Source organism: Paenibacillus sp. NPDC058071 (assembly GCF_042885235.1).
Lineage (GTDB): Bacteria > Bacillota > Bacilli > Paenibacillales > Paenibacillaceae > Pristimantibacillus.
Window position 1 is genome coordinate 111,181 of record NZ_JBHVSK010000012.1, and the last position, 15,908, is coordinate 127,088.

Annotated in this window: 13 protein-coding genes; 2 read left to right on the forward strand and 11 right to left on the reverse strand. The window is 50.8% G+C overall.

Features of this window, described 5'->3' with window-relative positions; genetic code table 11:
* Positions 1-190: 190 nt before the first annotated feature.
* Positions 191-805, forward strand: a complete 615-nt coding sequence (locus ACFVTB_RS19570; protein WP_387752790.1) for a PH domain-containing protein — start codon at positions 191-193, stop codon at positions 803-805.
* A gap of 123 nt (positions 806-928) precedes the next feature.
* On the opposite strand, the gene ACFVTB_RS19575 is transcribed toward ACFVTB_RS19570, so the two are convergent.
* The 11 genes from ACFVTB_RS19575 to ACFVTB_RS19625 all read right to left on the reverse strand — a co-directional run bounded on the left by ACFVTB_RS19575 (position 929) and on the right by ACFVTB_RS19625 (position 14,736).
* On the reverse strand, positions 929-2,020 hold the full coding sequence (locus ACFVTB_RS19575; protein WP_387752793.1) for a cation diffusion facilitator family transporter: 1,092 nt from the start codon (positions 2,018-2,020) through the stop codon (positions 929-931).
* Positions 2,021-2,227: 207 nt separating this feature from the next.
* On the reverse strand, positions 2,228-2,362 hold the full coding sequence (locus ACFVTB_RS19580; protein ID WP_387752796.1) for a DUF4023 family protein: 135 nt from the start codon (positions 2,360-2,362) through the stop codon (positions 2,228-2,230).
* An 831-nt stretch (positions 2,363-3,193) separates the two neighbouring features.
* Entirely contained in the window at positions 3,194-4,615 is a 1,422-nt protein-coding gene (locus tag ACFVTB_RS19585) for an LLM class flavin-dependent oxidoreductase (RefSeq protein WP_387752799.1), read from the reverse strand.
* A gap of 27 nt (positions 4,616-4,642) precedes the next feature.
* A complete protein-coding gene (locus ACFVTB_RS19590; RefSeq protein WP_387752801.1) occupies positions 4,643-5,461 on the reverse strand; it encodes an ABC transporter permease in 819 nt (272 codons plus the stop codon).
* Positions 5,458-6,318, reverse strand: coding sequence for an ABC transporter permease (locus ACFVTB_RS19595; RefSeq protein ID WP_387752803.1), 861 nt, complete (start codon positions 6,316-6,318; stop codon positions 5,458-5,460). The genes ACFVTB_RS19590 and ACFVTB_RS19595 overlap by 4 nt, the downstream gene beginning before the upstream one ends.
* Positions 6,319-6,342: 24 nt before the next feature.
* Entirely contained in the window at positions 6,343-7,353 is a 1,011-nt protein-coding gene (locus ACFVTB_RS19600; protein WP_387752806.1) for an aliphatic sulfonate ABC transporter substrate-binding protein, read from the reverse strand.
* A 30-nt stretch (positions 7,354-7,383) separates the two neighbouring features.
* Positions 7,384-8,160 carry an ABC transporter ATP-binding protein gene (locus ACFVTB_RS19605; RefSeq protein WP_387752809.1) on the reverse strand — a complete coding sequence of 259 codons (777 nt, stop codon included), beginning with the start codon at positions 8,158-8,160 and terminating at the stop codon, positions 7,384-7,386.
* A gap of 252 nt (positions 8,161-8,412) precedes the next feature.
* Entirely contained in the window at positions 8,413-9,021 is a 609-nt protein-coding gene (locus tag ACFVTB_RS19610) for a TetR/AcrR family transcriptional regulator (protein ID WP_387752811.1), read from the reverse strand.
* Between the two features lie 984 nt (positions 9,022-10,005).
* A complete protein-coding gene (locus ACFVTB_RS19615; RefSeq protein WP_387752814.1) occupies positions 10,006-13,191 on the reverse strand; it encodes an amidase family protein in 3,186 nt (1,061 codons plus the stop codon).
* 520 nt (positions 13,192-13,711) lie between these two features.
* A complete protein-coding gene (locus ACFVTB_RS19620; RefSeq protein ID WP_387752817.1) occupies positions 13,712-14,617 on the reverse strand; it encodes an NAD(P)/FAD-dependent oxidoreductase in 906 nt (301 codons plus the stop codon).
* Positions 14,614-14,736: a hypothetical protein gene (locus ACFVTB_RS19625; protein WP_387752820.1), complete on the reverse strand. Its 123-nt coding sequence runs from the start codon at positions 14,734-14,736 to the stop codon at positions 14,614-14,616. Before ACFVTB_RS19625 ends, ACFVTB_RS19620 begins: the two co-directional genes overlap by 4 nt.
* 145 nt (positions 14,737-14,881) lie before the next feature.
* Between ACFVTB_RS19625 and ACFVTB_RS19630 the strand changes: the two genes are divergently transcribed.
* Entirely contained in the window at positions 14,882-15,904 is a 1,023-nt protein-coding gene (locus ACFVTB_RS19630) for an acyltransferase family protein (RefSeq protein WP_387752822.1), read from the forward strand.
* Positions 15,905-15,908: the final 4 nt, after the last annotated feature.

Genomic DNA, 15,908 nt, shown 5'->3' on the forward strand with positions numbered 1-15,908 from the left:
CTTCGGTCCGATTTTGAACAAAGTGTACAGCGAGGGAGGGCGGCCAGTCAACTTGCTTCGATTGGCTGAGATGTATGCGAAATATGCCGTTTTATCGCGAAACCAGAAGAAATAAGGATTGAATATATTTGTTTAAAGCCTATATAATGGTACTGGAATTTCATTTATTTATGGGAGAGGGCTGGTTATCATGTTCGGAAAAGTAGCGGCTGATCTGCTGGGCATCAGCGATATTGGCGCCGTCATTACGCCGGAAAATTACAACAAAGTCGATTCCGACGACTACGTCATGCACGAGGACAACGAGAAAATTTATTTTCTCATCAAGTCCAAATCGGATGAATACTGCTTCACCAACCAAGCCTTCATACACCTGGACGGAACCAGCGCCATCAGCAAGAAAAGAACGTTGCGCCGCTACCCTTACGGTACACACCGCATCACGAACGTCTCACTAGAAACGGCGGGAACGGTCGATCTTGACGTCGAAATTAAGTTTTCGATCGGCGATTCGGTATTCTCGATCGACGTGAACAAAAAGTTTCTAGAGCAGGTCAAGGACCTTTATAAAGCATTAGTGAAAATTTCAGAGATAACGTACGACAATGAGACAAAACTCGGCTATGCGCGACAAAGCTTGGAGCTCGCCTCCTCGACGCTCAGTCATGCGCATAAAGGCGATTTCGACATTGCCGATTCATTCGACCGCTTGAACAAATCGGCTTTCGCTTGGCTTTCCGACACGCATAGACAGTTTAAAGTGAAGGACTTCGGATCTATTTTCGAACGTTACATTAATCAATAAAATGTACTTAAATCGCCGGCTTTTGGGCAGAAGCAAGCCTAACAGTGAGGCATAAATCAATAAAGGCCGTTCGCCGCATTTGATGCGCAGCGAACGGTCCTTTTTGAATGGGAAGTGCGGTTATCAAACTTTTAGTTCCATGTGCCGAATGATGGAGCTTTCCACTTGAATCGTCGAATGTTGGATTTTGAACCGTTCCTCGATGCGGCGAATAGCCTGCTGAAGCACCTCTTGGCAATTCGTTCCCTCGGAGACCAGCAGATGGCAGCTTAACGAATCGAGACCTGACGTAATTGTCCAAATGTGCAAGTCATGCACGTCGACGACGCCTTCGATTTCACTCAGCGTCTTCTTCACTTCCTGCTGATCGACAGCAGTCGGCGTCCCCTCCATCAAAATATGAAGCGTATGCTTAATGACGCCCCATGCGCTGCGCAAAATCAGCAAGGCGACAACGACGGAAATGATCGGATCGGCGATATTCCAATTGAAAAGGTAGATGAGCAGTCCGGCCACTACCGCACCAACTGAGCCAAGCGCATCTCCGATGACATGCAAGTAAGCACTGCGCACGTTCAGGTTGCCGTGAACGTCTCCTTTGCGCATAAGCGCCCAAGCGCTTGCCAGGTTCGCCAGCAAGCCGATGAACGCAATGACCATCATCGACAGGCTCGATACAGCCGGTGGATCGAAGAAGCGGCCAATGGCCTCCCATACGATAAAACCGGCGATAACAAATAAAGTAATGCCGTTAAATAACGCTGCCAATATTTCAAAACGGTAGAAACCGTATGTTTTGTTCGGCGACGCCGGACGCGAGGCAAACCAGATTGCCACTAGGCTCAGTGCGAGCGCGCTGGCGTCGCTCAGCATATGACCGGAATCCGATAACAGTGCCAAGCTATTCGTAATTAATCCTCCGAAAAACTCCAGGATCATAATACCGGAAGTAATAATTAACGCTATAATTAACCCCGTTTTATTGCCCTTTGTATCGTAATGATGATGCCCTAAATGACCGTGGTCGTGGCCGTGATGATGTCCGTGACCCTGATCGTGGTTGTGATCATGAGAGTCGCTGTGATTGTGGGCGTGGTCATGGCCGTGTGAATCATTGCCATGGCCGCCTTCGCAGGAATGACCGCTCCCTTGTTGCTTCGCCGTACCCCTTGCGTGATCGCTGGAAAGGTCATCTTTATTCCTTTTATCGTTCATTGTGTCTCCGCCTCCCGTACACCAGTTGTATCCCAAAAAGTGATTGTTTTGTTTTAATATATTCAATATATGAGCAATTGTTCATATGTATATAATGACGCTTTAATTTGTAATTGTCAATGCTTAGAAATGTTCGATTGAAAAAGCTGAGGGCCGCCGACTACCCCACTGCCATATGGCAAGCAAGTCGTCCGCCAGCCCTCTCTTTTATGGATTATTTGTATGCTGCTTATTGACCAGCTTACCCGCAGGTTTGCCTTTTCCATACCGCTCTTTATTTGCTTGTTGCTTGTTTTGCGTATCTTTTACTTTCGATACGAATTCACCTGTAGAATCAGTCATTTGCCATCCCCTCCTTTTCCATTCATAGCGTATCCGAGGGCAGTTTTTCTATTCACCAATACGCACTCCCACCCAATCAGCAGTGATAATTGGCAGGTTGAGGAGAAACAGGGGCGGTAGTCAGTAAAGTTAGCAGAACGATAGTTAGTTGCGGGGCAAAACATATGCGACTGAGAAGAATAACTGCCTTTTCGCAGTTATTGGGAGCCTATATGGTTCAGTTGAGCAGAATAAATGCTAAATTGCAGTTATTTCCTTAAAATCCCTCTTCATGTGGCGATGAGCAGCCCAATAACTGCCTTTTTGCAGTTATATGGACAGATATGTGCCGATTGCAAAGTAATAACTGCAAAAAAGCAGTTATTACTTTGCATGGAGACATTTAAGATAGAGTACACAAGGTTAAACGAATAAAAAAAACAGTCACCCCCTCGATTACGCGGGATTGACTGTTTTTCTTGAGTAACAACTATTACACACGTGCCTGCGCACCGTGTATCCGCTAAGCCACAGATTTCTGCACATTCACACGCAAGGCTACATATCTGCTTCCAAGCACTCTCTTGGCTCATAGTCTAGCTACCTCTTACCAGCGCGCGAGATATGAAAGTATCTGCAACTGATAGCTCGGAGTTCCGGCGCTGCACTTTTCCGCCCAGCGTACTTAGCAGCATACGTGATAGGTTGGTTGACGTATTATAACTGTCCGCCCTTGTATTAAGAAACGTAAAAGCAACATACCTGCCGCTGCACATCCTACACACCGTAATGCAACATACCTGCCACTTCACATTCTGCACCACATAAGCAACATATCTGCTGCTTCACACCCTACACTCCGGTAGGCAGCGTATCTGCCGCTGCTTCTCCCTCAACCGCTGCTGCGACAGTCGCCGCTTCAGCTCCGCCGGTTGCAGCTTTCGCTGCGCCCGCTTGGAAATGGCCGAGACCCGGCCTTTCCAAGCCGAGATGCTCGCGAAGCGTGCTGCCCTCGTACTCCTTGCGGAACAAGCCGCGCTGCTGCAAAATCGGAATGACATGATCGACAAACTCCGTTAAGTCTCCCGGCAGCACGGGCGGCATAATGTTGAAGCCGTCACAGCCGTACTCTTCAAACCAATGCTGTATAAAGTCAGCCAGTTGCTCGTACGTGCCGATGAACTGCATATGGCCGCGAGCGCCGATTAACCGTCTGCCCAGCTCTAAGATCGACAGTCTATCCTTACGCGCCATGTCCATGACGAGCTGTACACGGCTCTTCATGCCATTTGATGCCTCTACTGGGTCCGGAATATCAGGCAGTTGGCCGTCGATCGGATAGCCGGATAGGTCGAACTGCAGCATGCCCGACAGCGCGCCAACGACCATACTCGGCGGAATCAGCTCTTGCAGCTCCCGGTATTTCCGCTGCGCCTCTTCCTCGGTCTCGGCGATGACCGGCGACAAGCCGGGCATAATTTTCAAGCTGTCCGGCGATCTGCCGAAAGCGGCCAGCCTGCTTTTTACGCTTCGATAAAACGATTGAGCCGCCTCAAGCGACTGCTGCGCCGTGAAAATGACTTCACCAAACTCTGCCGCAAACGACTGCCCCGGCTCTGAAGAGCCAGCCTGGATCAGTACGGGATAGCCTTGCGGCGGCCGGGGAACGTTAAGCGTCCCTTTTGTCCCGTACCAATGTCCCCTGAACTCAGTCTCCCGAACCTTTGAATCGTCGGCAAAAACACCCGCTTCGCGATCGATTACAAGCGCACCGTCCTCCCACGTATCCCAGAGCCGAGTGACCGTCTCGGTAAACTCCCTTGCCATCTCATAACGCAGCGCATGCTCCGGGTGCTTCTCCCGACCGTAATTATGCGCTTCCGCATCCAGCTGCGAAGTGACGATGTTCCAGCCTGCACGGCCGCCGCTAATATGATCGAGAGAAGCGAACTTCCTCGCCACGTTATAAGGTTCGTTATAGGTGGTCGATACGGTAGCCGTCAGTCCCAGCTTCTCCGTCACCATGGACAGCGCAGCAAGCAATTGAACCGGCTCCAGCATGCCCGACGCGGCCTGTTCGACGCCGCGCACATATAGGAGATCGGCCAGAAACATCATATCGAATTTGCCGCGTTCCGCCGTCTGAGCCAGCTTTTTATAAAACTGAATGTCGAACAAATCTTCGGCCCCCGAAGCCGGGTGCCTCCAGCCAAAATGATGATGTCCGGTATAGTAAATAAACGCCCCAAGATGAAGCTGTTCTTCTCTCCCCATTGCGTTTTCCTCCCGCTTCGGTGTTCATTATCCTTTAAAGGTGTCCCGCCAGCGAAGCCAGCGTCTCTCTAGCAAACGGACGAGCGAGTCGGACAGCTTGCCTATGACGGCAAAAATAACGATTCCGACAAACACAATATCCGTCTGCATATACACTCTAGCGTCTTGAATCATATAGCCGACTCCCGCGCTCGCACCCATCAGTTCGGCAACGACAAGCACCAGCCAGGCGACTCCCAGCGAAAGCCGAACGCCCAGCAAAATATTAGGCAAAGCCGAAGGGACAATGAGCCTGACAATGAGCTGGTAGCGCGAAAACTGGAACGTGCGTGCTACGTCGAACAGTTTGCGATCGACGCTGCGGATGCCAAGAAACGTGTTGACGTAAACAGGAAAAAAAGCGCCTAACGCGATCATCAGCGTCTTTGAAAACTCGCCAACGCCAAACCATAAAATAAAAAGCGGAATGAGCGACAGCAGCGGAATCGTTCTAAGCATTTGCAGCGTTGGATCAAGCGTTTTCTCGGCAAGCTTGCCCAGTCCGGTAAAAAGCCCAAGCGCCAGACCCGTCGCTGCACCCAGCGCGAAGCCTGTCATCGCCCGATAAACGCTAATGCCCAAATGCGTGAAAAGCTCGCCGCTTGCCGCCAGCAGCACAAATTGCTTGCCTATGGCGACCGGCGTCGGCAGCAGCGATTCCGAGATCAGCCCCAGCATGCCCGAAGCTTGCCAAACAATCGCGATAGCGACCGGCAGCAACCAGGCGTGAAGCCTTTTCGGAATAACGCCCAGCCAGCCCTCTTGATTCGATCGCGAGCCTTTGCGCTCTATCGTTTGTCCGTTCATGCCGCGTCGTCTCCTTTGTAGCTGTCCTGCCAACGCAGCAGCCTGCGTTCGGCCAGCAAAATAAGCGAATCTGTCAGCTTTCCGACAACCGCGAACACGAGAATGCCGACAAATACGACCGATGTCAGCGAGAACGACCTAGCATCGTTAATTAAAAAGCCGACGCCGGCGCTCGCCCCCATCATTTCCGCAACGACCAGCACCAGCCAGGCAACGCCAGCCGATAACCGCACTCCGAGCAAAATATTCGGCAACGACGCCGGAATAATGAGCTTCGCGATCAGCTGCTTGCGGCTGAACTGGAGCACTCGGGCTACGTCGAACAGCTTGTCGTCGACAGACCGGATGCCTAGAAACGTATGCACATACAGTGGAAAAAAGGTACCTTTGGCGATCAGCAATATTTTCGACGTTTCGCCGAACCCGAACCATAAAATAAAAAGCGGAGCAATAGCCAAATGCGGCAGCGTACGCAGCATTTGCAACGTCGGGTCGAGTAGCCGCTCTGTCTTGTAGGAGAAACCTACGGCTACACCGGCCGCAAGCCCTAAGCCTCCGCCAAGGAGGAAGCCAAGCAGCGCCCGCCAGGCGGATACGCCAAGGTGACGGGCAAGCTCGCCGGACGAGGTCAACGCGTAAAGCTCCTCAAAGATCGTACTGGGAGACGGCAGCAGAATCGGATTGAGCATACCCGCCGCTCCCGCTATCTCCCAAGCGATGATCAGCGTTACAGGCAGCAGCGCCCCCAATAGCAGGGAGACAAACGGAAATCCTGACTTCGTTCGCCCTTTGATTTTTGCGGCGGCTTTGCTATTGGCTCTTTCCTTCGAAAAAGCCGGAGATGCTGTCTTTTCCATCTTTACCGCCTCCTCTGACGTTCTTTATTTCTTCAGCGCTGCTTCCACGTATTGATTGTCAAATACGTCGGCAACGTTCACTTGCTTGCGTATGTTTTTAATTGAAAATTGGAAATCAGCGGTCTTCTGAAGCTCGGCAATTATTTCGTCGCTCACCGGACGATTAATCGTTTTGGAACGTTGCAGTGTAGCTTTAATGACCTCAACCGGTACCTTCCGCTCCGTCGCATAGCGATTCAGCGCTTCATCCAAGTTTTGATCTTCCCATTGCAGCGTCTTCTCGAACACTTTCAAGTAGAGCGTTACCAATTCCGGATACTTGTCGGCGAAGTCTTTACGCACAATTTGGAACGATGGCGACAGCACGCCCAGTTGTTCGCCATCCGCCAGCACCTTCGCTTTGCCGGTCAGCGTATTGAGCGTAATGAACGGGTCCCACGTAGCCCAAGCATTCACACCGCCAGATTCAAAAGCAGGCTGTGCTTCGTCCGGCTGCAGCTGAATAATTTCCAGATCAGAATCCTTCACGCCCGCATCATTAAGGCTGCGATACAGGAAGTTGTAGGCATTGCTGCCTTTTGCCACCGCTATCTTTTTCCCTTTCAAATCTTCAATCGTTTTCGCCGGGCTGTCGGTCGGGACGATAATGGCGACATTGTTTTTTCCTTCGAGCAGCTGCGAAATAACTTTAAACTTAATGTCCGCCGCCTGCGCCGCCACGATCGGCATGTTGCCGAGCCCAGCGAAGTCGAGGTGATTGGCAGCCATCGCTTCTGTCATCGGTGGACCGCTTTGGAATTCTGACCACTCCACCTTCACGCCGAGCTTGCCGAATTCATCCTCGAACCACTTCTCCTCGCGCGCTTTGCCAAGCAAACCGCCGCTTCCTTGCACGCCGAGCTGTACCGTCAGGCCATCGTACTTGTTCGCACCCTCGCTCGCTTTTTTATCCGTGTTCGCGCAGCCAGCAGCCAGCACCGCCACTACCGACACCAGCAATACGACTTTGATTTTCCATCCCTTTAGAAACTTCATCTTCGATCTCTCCCCTATCCTGTTTTTTGTTTAAATGCCCGCACCTTGATCGATCGCAGGCTCTTCCACTTTCTCAAACTCATTAAGCACCTTGCGTCTCCATTCTTGAAAAGAGGGGCTCGACCTCTTGCGAGGGTAGAACAAATCGATCGGCAAAACGGACCGGATATGGCCCGGACGAGGATTCATGATGACTACTCTCTCGCCAAGAAAAACCGCTTCGTCCAGATCATGCGTCACAAACAGCATCGTCGTCCGATTCTTTTGCCAAATATCGAGCAGCACCTCTTGCAAGTGAGCCCTTGTAAAAGCGTCCAGCGCCCCGAACGGCTCGTCGAGCAGCAGCACGTCCGGATTGCGGAGCAGCGCTCTGGCGATCGATACCCGCTGCGCCATGCCGCCGGACAACTCGCGCGGATACGACTTCTCGAAGCCTTTCAGCCTGACGAGCTCGATCAGCTCGTCAACTTTGGCTCGCACCTCCGGTTTTTTCAGCGATAGGTTGCCAGCGATGTTTTTCTCGACGCTTAGCCATGGAAACAAGCGAGGCTCTTGAAAAATAAAACCTTTTTCGATGCTCGGACCGTTGATCGGCTCATCGTTCAACAGCACGGTGCCGGTATATCCGGTATCCAGCCCCGCCACGATCTTGAGCAGCGTGCTCTTGTCGCAGCCGCTCGGTCCGATCAGCGTAATGAATTCCCCTTTTTTCACCTTCAGCCTGATATTGCTCAGCGCTGCCACATCGCCCGCAGGCGAAGAAAAAATGCGATTCAAGCCGTCAATGACAAGCGTTTCGGAAGCCATCGCGCATCCCTCCTTTTTAATACATAAATAAATCTACCTGTTTACTTGGTTTTAAGGCATAAAAAAAAGAGACTGTCCCGACGAGATACACTTGCCCCATGCGCAAGTATTCATGTCGGTCCATCTCCAGTTGGTCTGGTCGATAACGACTTATGCTTTTTACCCAACAAACTGAACGTTGGTTCGTTTTGATAAAAGTATGATAGCAACTGGGGAGAGCGATTGTCAAACCTTTTTTTCACAGCGGACGAATTACGATTCGGATTTGTTCTCGAACAAGCGAACGAGCTGAGCCGCCCGAATAGCAACCGGAATTTCATAGCCTGGTGCAAGCTGCAGCGTCAACCCTTGAATCAAGCTGACGAAATAAAAGGCATGCTGCTCTGGATCGCCTTCCAGCAGTAGACCGTCACGTTGTCCCTGGCGCATAATCTCGGCCATCGGCTGCAAATTGACGGTAAAACGCCGCGTCGCATCCTCGCGCAGCTTGGGCGATACGGTTTCGTTTGTCCGAATGCTTTGCAGCATAATGGTAAAAGCCCAGTTGGTCGGCGTTTTGATCCATCCGTCAGCTATTGCCAACAGCTTCTCTCTGGCGTTTAGCTCGCTATTTGCGGCCATCTCCGAAATCATCCGCCCGTAATTGACCTGCCCCCGCTCCAGCACCGCACTGAAAATGGCATCCTTCGATTCAAAATAGTTATACACGTTGCCGACACTGGCTTTGGCTTCCTTCGCGATGCTTTTAATATTCGCCGCGTCGAGTCCCTGCTTCGCGATCACCTGCAAGGCACAGTCTAATATATGCTCTCTTCTCGCCTCTCTTGCCTGCCTGTCTCTTTCCACATTTCTTGGCGACAATTTTTGATTCCTCCTAAAATCTTTACGTAGTAAAGGTTACTTCGTAAGCGATACTTACCTTTGCGCAGCAAAGGTTGCTTAGTGAGCGGTACTTACCTTTTCGAGAAAAGGTTATTTCGTAAGCTGTTACTTACCTTTGCTTTGCAAAGGTTGCTTCGTGAGTGGTGTTTACTTATCGAGGAAAAGGTTACTCTGTGAGTCGGTATGCACCTCTGCACAGCAAAGGTTACTTCATAAACGGTACCCACCTTTTCGCAACGAAAGTTACCACGTGAGTGTTTCCTGCTTTCGCACATCAGATAGGTTTCACTAAATATGTTAAAAATAGAGAACCATCTGCCCATTCTGTCATGCTGTAAGCCCGACCAGTATATCAATGAACCGCTCCAATTTCCATAGTGAAGAAGTCTCCGAATCTGATCCGTCGATTCCTAATGCATCTTGCGTGAAGAATGAAGCATACGATCGAACAAACGGAGGCTTCGGCTCTCTCTTAAGTAATATGCTTGAAAAATCAGCTCAAAACGGACGGCCGCCAGCACTTTCTCCAAGTGGCCGACCATAAGTGCTTGATTTTATGTGAGGGGGGGGAAGCGCTGTGGGTCAGAGGGTTCTTTAGAATCCCTCTGACCCTTCGCCGCTCTCTCCTTTTCAGCCAAGTACTGATTTGAAGCTCCCGTCCGTCTAATATGTATGAATTTTCATATATATTTTTCTAAATCTGAGAAAATTCGTCGATTATATATGATTTTTCGACTATAATCGTCCAAAATACCGATTTTCGCAAAATTATGTACGATTTTTCATACATATTCGGCTCAAAATCGAAAGCAGGGTGCTCGATTTCAAATGAACGGGAAGCGCTGCGGGACAGAACCTGGCGCCGCGATTGAACGCGACGAGTTACTCTTACAGTAAGCAAAAAGACGCCGGCTGACTACCGACGTCCCTTTTGTTTACTGCTGTTATTGCCCGCCACAACTGCTATTGCAGCTTAAGCGCTTTGGCTACCATTGTTGCGAATTCCGCTCTGGTGATCGCTTGGGTTGGACGGAATGTGCCATCCTCATACCCGGTGATGATCTGATTAGAGGCCAAAGTTGCGATATACGCATGCGACCACGAGCCTGCTGTCACATCCTTGAATGAAACAGTGGTTCCGCCGCTAAGCTTGAACGCTCTAGCAACCAAAGCCGCCATCTCTTCTCGATTGAGCTTGTCTTCCGGTTTGAACGTGCCATTCGCATACCCATTCATTAGTCCCGCTTTTTCCGCTGCACCGATAAAACCAGCTGCCCAGTGCTTAGTAGGAACATCGGTAAAGTCACCGGCTTGCGCCTCCAACCCGAGGTAGGTTGCCAGCACCTTCACGGCTTCTGCGCGAGTAATGCCCATATTAGGACGGAAGCTGCCGTCTGGATAGCCGGATAACAGTCCTTTGCTAACAAGCAATTCAATGCTTTCTTGCGCCCAGTGCCCTTTCGTATCGGCAAAGGAAACTGTTCCTGGCTTAGGATCTACAGATCCGTTACCGTTACCGTTGCCCGGTTCTGTTGACCCGTTGCCATTGCCACTGCCAGGCGTTGTTGGTCCATTGCCATTACCGTTACCATTGCCATTGCCATTTCCGTTTCCAGGCTCGCTTGGTCCGTTGCCGTTCGAGTTATCCGATTGGAAAGTAAGCTTAGGTGCAAAGGCTGTGACGGAGCGTGCTTTTGTTTGCTGCTCCAGCGCATAGCCCATGCCCAGCACGTTCGCGTCATCCCACGCTTTGCCTACCAACTGCATGGAGATAGAGTATCCGTTCGGACTCTTGCCCACCGGCACAACAACCGTCGGCAATCCAACGTTGGAAGTCAGTACGCCGGTAGCCCGGTCCGAACTCAACTGGGAGGCGGCGCTGTCATTGTTGTACATATCGCTGATGAAGCCAGGATATACAACGCTGTCCACGTCAAACTGGTCCATCCAGTTCGCAATAATGGTCTTATAGTTGGTTCTGTAATCGATATATGCTTGTACTTCGTTTTCAGTCATCCGTGGACGTACTTGCAGACTTCTTTGGTTATACAACAGCACTTTTGGCGATGCGAGCAGCTCGTCGCCGTTGGCATAAGGGAAATCCGGATGCAGTTCGATATATCGCGCCCATCCCTCGCTGCCGGCATTTCCCGAAGGTCTCGACCCGCCGCTTGGCGGCGCGCTCATTTCAACCAGTATAGCGCCTGCCGCTTCCAGATCGGCAAAATGCTGTTTTACCGCGTCGCCTGTGCCGTCATCTGCATAAGACGAAACGAAGGAAGACGGAATATAGCCGATACGTTTGCCTTGCAGAGCGTTAGGATCAAGTGCGGCAGTCCAGTCTTGCGGCTTACGCGCATCTGAATCTTTTGTAAGCATATCTTGCGGGTCTGTACCTGTCGTAGCGTTAAGCAGGTAGGTTACGTCTGTTACCGTCCGGGCAATCGGACCCGCGTAGTCCTGTCCCCAGGTCAAAGGCATAACGCCGCTCGTGCTGGCCATGCCGTCCGTACCGCGGAAGGTAGCCAAGCTAGCGCCAACTGACGGAGCATACAGAGATACGCCTGTTTGCGTGCCCATCGCCGCCGACGCAAGGTCTGCGGCAACAGCTACTGCGGACCCGCCACTTGAACCAAACGAAGTTTTGGAAGGATTAAGCGCATTCCACGTTTGCATCCAGCCGCTTTCGCTGAAGCTGCCGCTGTTGGCGAATTCCGATGTATTCGTCTTGCCGATGATCACTGCGCCTGCTTCTCTGAGCTTTTGCACCTGATAGGCATCGCTTTTTGGCTGCCAGCCTTCCAGCGCTCGAGAACCACCCGTTGTCGGCATGTCCTTTGTATCATAGATATCTTTAATGGCAATCGGAATGCCGAGCAATTGGCCCTTCTGGCCTGCTTGCCGCGCTTGGTCAGCCGCCTTGGCTTGCTCAATTGCAGTTTCAGAAACATGAAGGAACGAGTGGAAGCCAAGCTGGCCTGCGTCATACGCTGTGATCCGATCCAGGTAGGCACGCGTAATTTCTTCCGAAGTCGTAACGCCTTGTTCCATGTCGGCTTGCATTTCCTGAATGGTTTTGTTCACAACATCATATTTGGAGGTTGTCACCATTGCCGGCACTGCAGGAGTTGCCGGAATGTCGAGGCGGGTTACCGTTCCGCAGTCAGCAGCGTCAAAGCCGGAAATCGTGGACAGATCCCAGTTGCTGATCGTACATATTTGTGCTTCAGACAATTGAGTAAGATCCGGCTGCTGCGCAAGCTGGTCCAATGCACCGGCTGTATTCGTCAAGCCAGAAGCGCCCGCTTCCCCAGCCAAGACGTATCTGGCAAGCGATTTGGTTTGACCCGGCTCGATCGTCAGACTATGTATAAAACCATAAAAGTTTGCATCATTGCCCGAAGTCGCCATCGGTGTTGTGAACGGATCTTTTTGTTGGTTGCCGGTGCCTTTCAACGCCCCTTCGAAAGGGCCGGGCGAGCCGAGAACAACGCCTAACGGAAGATCCGCCGCTCTGGCATTGTCGACCAGTACCCACGAATCGTCGGAGGTAATCGCCTTGTCACCGCTCGAAGTAGATTGGATGGCTCCATAATAGTCGCCAGAACCGTAGCCAAGCGAGCCGCCGAAGGATACATCGACCGTTACTGGTGAAGCGGTTGTGTTCGTAAACGTATCGAAGTAGCGAGTTTTGTTATTTTCGCCATCAAAATAAATATCCCGTGTAATAAGAACGTCACCGAGATTGACGGAACGGGTTGTCGCAAACGTGTCTTTGCCATCGTATTCGAGACCGAAGCCGCGCATCATTTGACCGTTCATACGAGGCGAAGGATTGGAAGATACTTGAACAAAAATATTGCCGAAGCCTTGTGCAATCGTATTGCTAGCTCGACGAATGCTGCCTGAATCCAGATTTGGCGCAAAGGAATCGTGAAATTCCCATTGCGTGCCGCTGTCGGCTGTCAATCTAGTTAATGCATGCGCGCTATTAACCGGCCCTAGACCGGCGATAGCCAAGGAAATAGCTAGAGTAGCCGCAAAGGTAGACTTACCGCTCCATGTACCTTTTCTTGTTTGGGCAGACGACTTGTGTTCTTTAACAGACAGGCCTGTTTCGAACCTCTGTTGTTTCTTGTTGTTAAACAATATGTCCCACTCCCTTATATGAATATAGTAGGAATTCTAGCATCGTGTAATTGTTGTGTCAATTAATATAACATAAAACACAAAGAATAGAACAGAAAATCAATCCTTCACACGCTAATTCACACTAAATTCATTATTTTATGTTAGGTTTATATGATTAAAATCAAGAAAATCATAAGATTTCGAATTTCAATGTAATATATAATGACTTAATATTAAGCATTGAAGAACTTCAAGCTATTAATATGACTCTCTATCAAAACGAACTTTGCAACGATCGATTTAGCTTTATTTCAGCTTTTTTAGTTGAGAGAGTAAAAAATCATTGAAAGCAAATATGCGAGGAAATGGGAGAATTCATGCGCAGTGATGATGAGTTGAACGCAGCAAAAAAAAACATGAAGACATCCACATGATTCAGATTAAAAAGAACTTATCATCTAATCATGTGGATGCATTAAGTGGAAAAACACACAGCCTGAAAGCGGTTTGATGAGGATACCTAACATACGACGAAAAGCTAAAAATCGGCATGGATGAGCTGCGCATTCACACCCATCGCCGCCCGGCTGCCTCCAGCCGCCGCTGCGATCAGCTGGGCAGGCACGATCAAAGAAGCATCGCCAGTCGCATATAATCCTTCCACATTCGTGCGGCCAAAATCGTCAGCAGCGATGCCGCCGTGTTCATTCAAGCTCAATCCGAGCATGCCCGCAAAATCGATCGGATGCTCCCATTTCGAAGCGACAAACCCGCCAGTCCGCTCGATTGCCGCACCATCATCGAACACGATCGCTGACAGCATGCCTTCTTCGCCGCGCAAGCTTGCAATCCGCTGCGCGTAGACCGCAATTCCCTTGCTCCGCAACTTCTCTGTCTGCTCATCTCCCAACGACTCTCCACCGTTCAAGCAAACGGCAATATCGGCGCTCCATTGATACGCCATTACCGCCATATGATAGGCATGCTCTGCCGTATCAGCGATGACCGCGAGCGGACGATCCCGCTGCTCCCAGCCGTCGCAGTAAGGACAGCTAAATAAAGAGTTGCCGTAGTATCGCTCCAATCCTGGAACCGGCGGCAAACAGTCCCTTAGGCCAGTCGCCAAAACAACCGTTCTCCCCTCATACCGTCCGCCTTCTTCCGTCGACAGCTCAAACCGCATATCGCCGCGCTTGACGATACCTACCGCTTTGCCATGCAGCACTTGGATGCCAGGATAAGCGGCTAACTCGCGATGGGCCAATTGCCGGAATTCTTCGGGCTTTACGCCGTCTCGCGTAATAAAGCCATGCGACTCGCGCGTCACCGCATTTCGCGGATTGCCACTGTCGACAAGCAACACCTTTCTTTTTGCCCGCCCGAGCACAAGCGCCGCATTCAAGCCTGCCGGACCTCCTCCAACAATCAAACAATCATATCTCAATCGCCATCCTCCTCTTCTGCCGCCGTATCACACTGATACGACGCTCCGTAATCAATCAGTATGGCTGTATCGGCGTCGCTCCATGCGTAAAAGATGCAATATCGTCCAATAGTCTCCATTTTGGCCGCCACACCAACCCACTTGCCGCATGCTCAATCACAAGACCTAAGGATTTGAACGTTTTCGCCTATGTTCGAGCTTTTTCGGATTCGGTATCGTTAAGTATCAATTAGTATATTTCCAATATCGGAATGGAGGGAATTCGTGAAAGAACGCATGAAATGGATTGACGTCGCCCGCGGGGTCAGCATCGTTCTGGTCGTCATGGGACATGCCGGCAACGACGTCATCAATCATTATCTCGGCTGGTTCCGCATGCCGCTGTTCTTCCTTGTGAGCGGACTACTGTTCAAAGAGGTGGCAGCCGAGGCTTATGGCAAATGGGCGTGGAAACGAATCAAATTTTTCATGATCCCTTATGCCGCCTATGGCGTGACCATCGCACTGCTCGTTGCCGTCCGGCTGCGAGACCCGCTGTCTATTCCCCAAGACTTGCTTCTTTTGGCATACGGCGGAACTGTTCTCGGCGGCTGGTACGGCGTTTTCTGGTTTATTACCTGCTTGCTCGCCGTCCATTTGCTCATGGGTTATTTATCCCGTTTCAGCTTGAAAAAAGCGGCCGCAGCCGTCGCAGTCTGCTACGCCGCCGCTCATGCCATCAGCATGACGCCCGCAAGGGAATGGGATATACCTTGGAATATTGACGTCGCCTTGATGGCAATCGTCTTCTTTTTCCTCGGCTATGCCGGCAAAAAAATGATTCCTGATCTGCTCGAGCAAGGATCGGCTTTCTTTCCCGCGCTGATGGTCTGGTTCATTGCGGCAGGGCTGAACATCGGCGGCTTATGGACATTGCGCATCGACATGAAATACAAAATTTATGATCAGCCTGTGCTTGATCTGCTTGTACCGGTCGCCTGCGTGCTCGTTGTGCTCCATCTGTGCTACTGGTTCTCCCGATATAGAGCGGCGAACGTTTTCGCTTTTCTCGGCACCGTCACGATTGCGATCATGTATTTGCATGTGCCCGTCAACATTGTGCTGCAATACGGCATCGGCCTAACTTACGGCACACTTGTGTTCACGGCCGTCGGCGTACTCATTCCGCTTGGCATCGCCTGGCTAATGTCGCAATCAAGGCCGCTGTCGTATCTCTATCTAGGACCGAACGGATTCGGCGGTAAAACAAAACCTCCGAAACAGCAGCAAGCGCCGGTCGGAGGTTAATAGC

Bases quoted from the DNA above. Each gene is read 5' to 3' on its own strand.
- ACFVTB_RS19595 (WP_387752803.1), bottom strand. From the start codon at position 6,318: ATGGAAAAGACAGCATCTCCGGCTTTTTCGAAGGAAAGAGCCAATAGC.
- ACFVTB_RS19570 (WP_387752790.1), top strand. From the start codon at position 191: ATGTTCGGAAAAGTAGCGGCTGATCTGCTGGGCATCAGCGATATTGGC.
- ACFVTB_RS19600 (WP_387752806.1), bottom strand. From the start codon at position 7,353: ATGAAGTTTCTAAAGGGATGGAAAATCAAAGTCGTATTGCTGGTGTCG.
- ACFVTB_RS19605 (WP_387752809.1), bottom strand. From the start codon at position 8,160: ATGGCTTCCGAAACGCTTGTCATTGACGGCTTGAATCGCATTTTTTCT.
- ACFVTB_RS19590 (WP_387752801.1), bottom strand. From the start codon at position 5,461: ATGAACGGACAAACGATAGAGCGCAAAGGCTCGCGATCGAATCAAGAG.
- ACFVTB_RS19585 (WP_387752799.1), bottom strand. From the start codon at position 4,615: ATGGGGAGAGAAGAACAGCTTCATCTTGGGGCGTTTATTTACTATACC.
- ACFVTB_RS19625 (WP_387752820.1), bottom strand. From the start codon at position 14,736: ATGGAGACTATTGGACGATATTGCATCTTTTACGCATGGAGCGACGCC.
- ACFVTB_RS19575 (WP_387752793.1), bottom strand. From the start codon at position 2,020: ATGAACGATAAAAGGAATAAAGATGACCTTTCCAGCGATCACGCAAGG.
- ACFVTB_RS19580 (WP_387752796.1), bottom strand. From the start codon at position 2,362: ATGACTGATTCTACAGGTGAATTCGTATCGAAAGTAAAAGATACGCAA.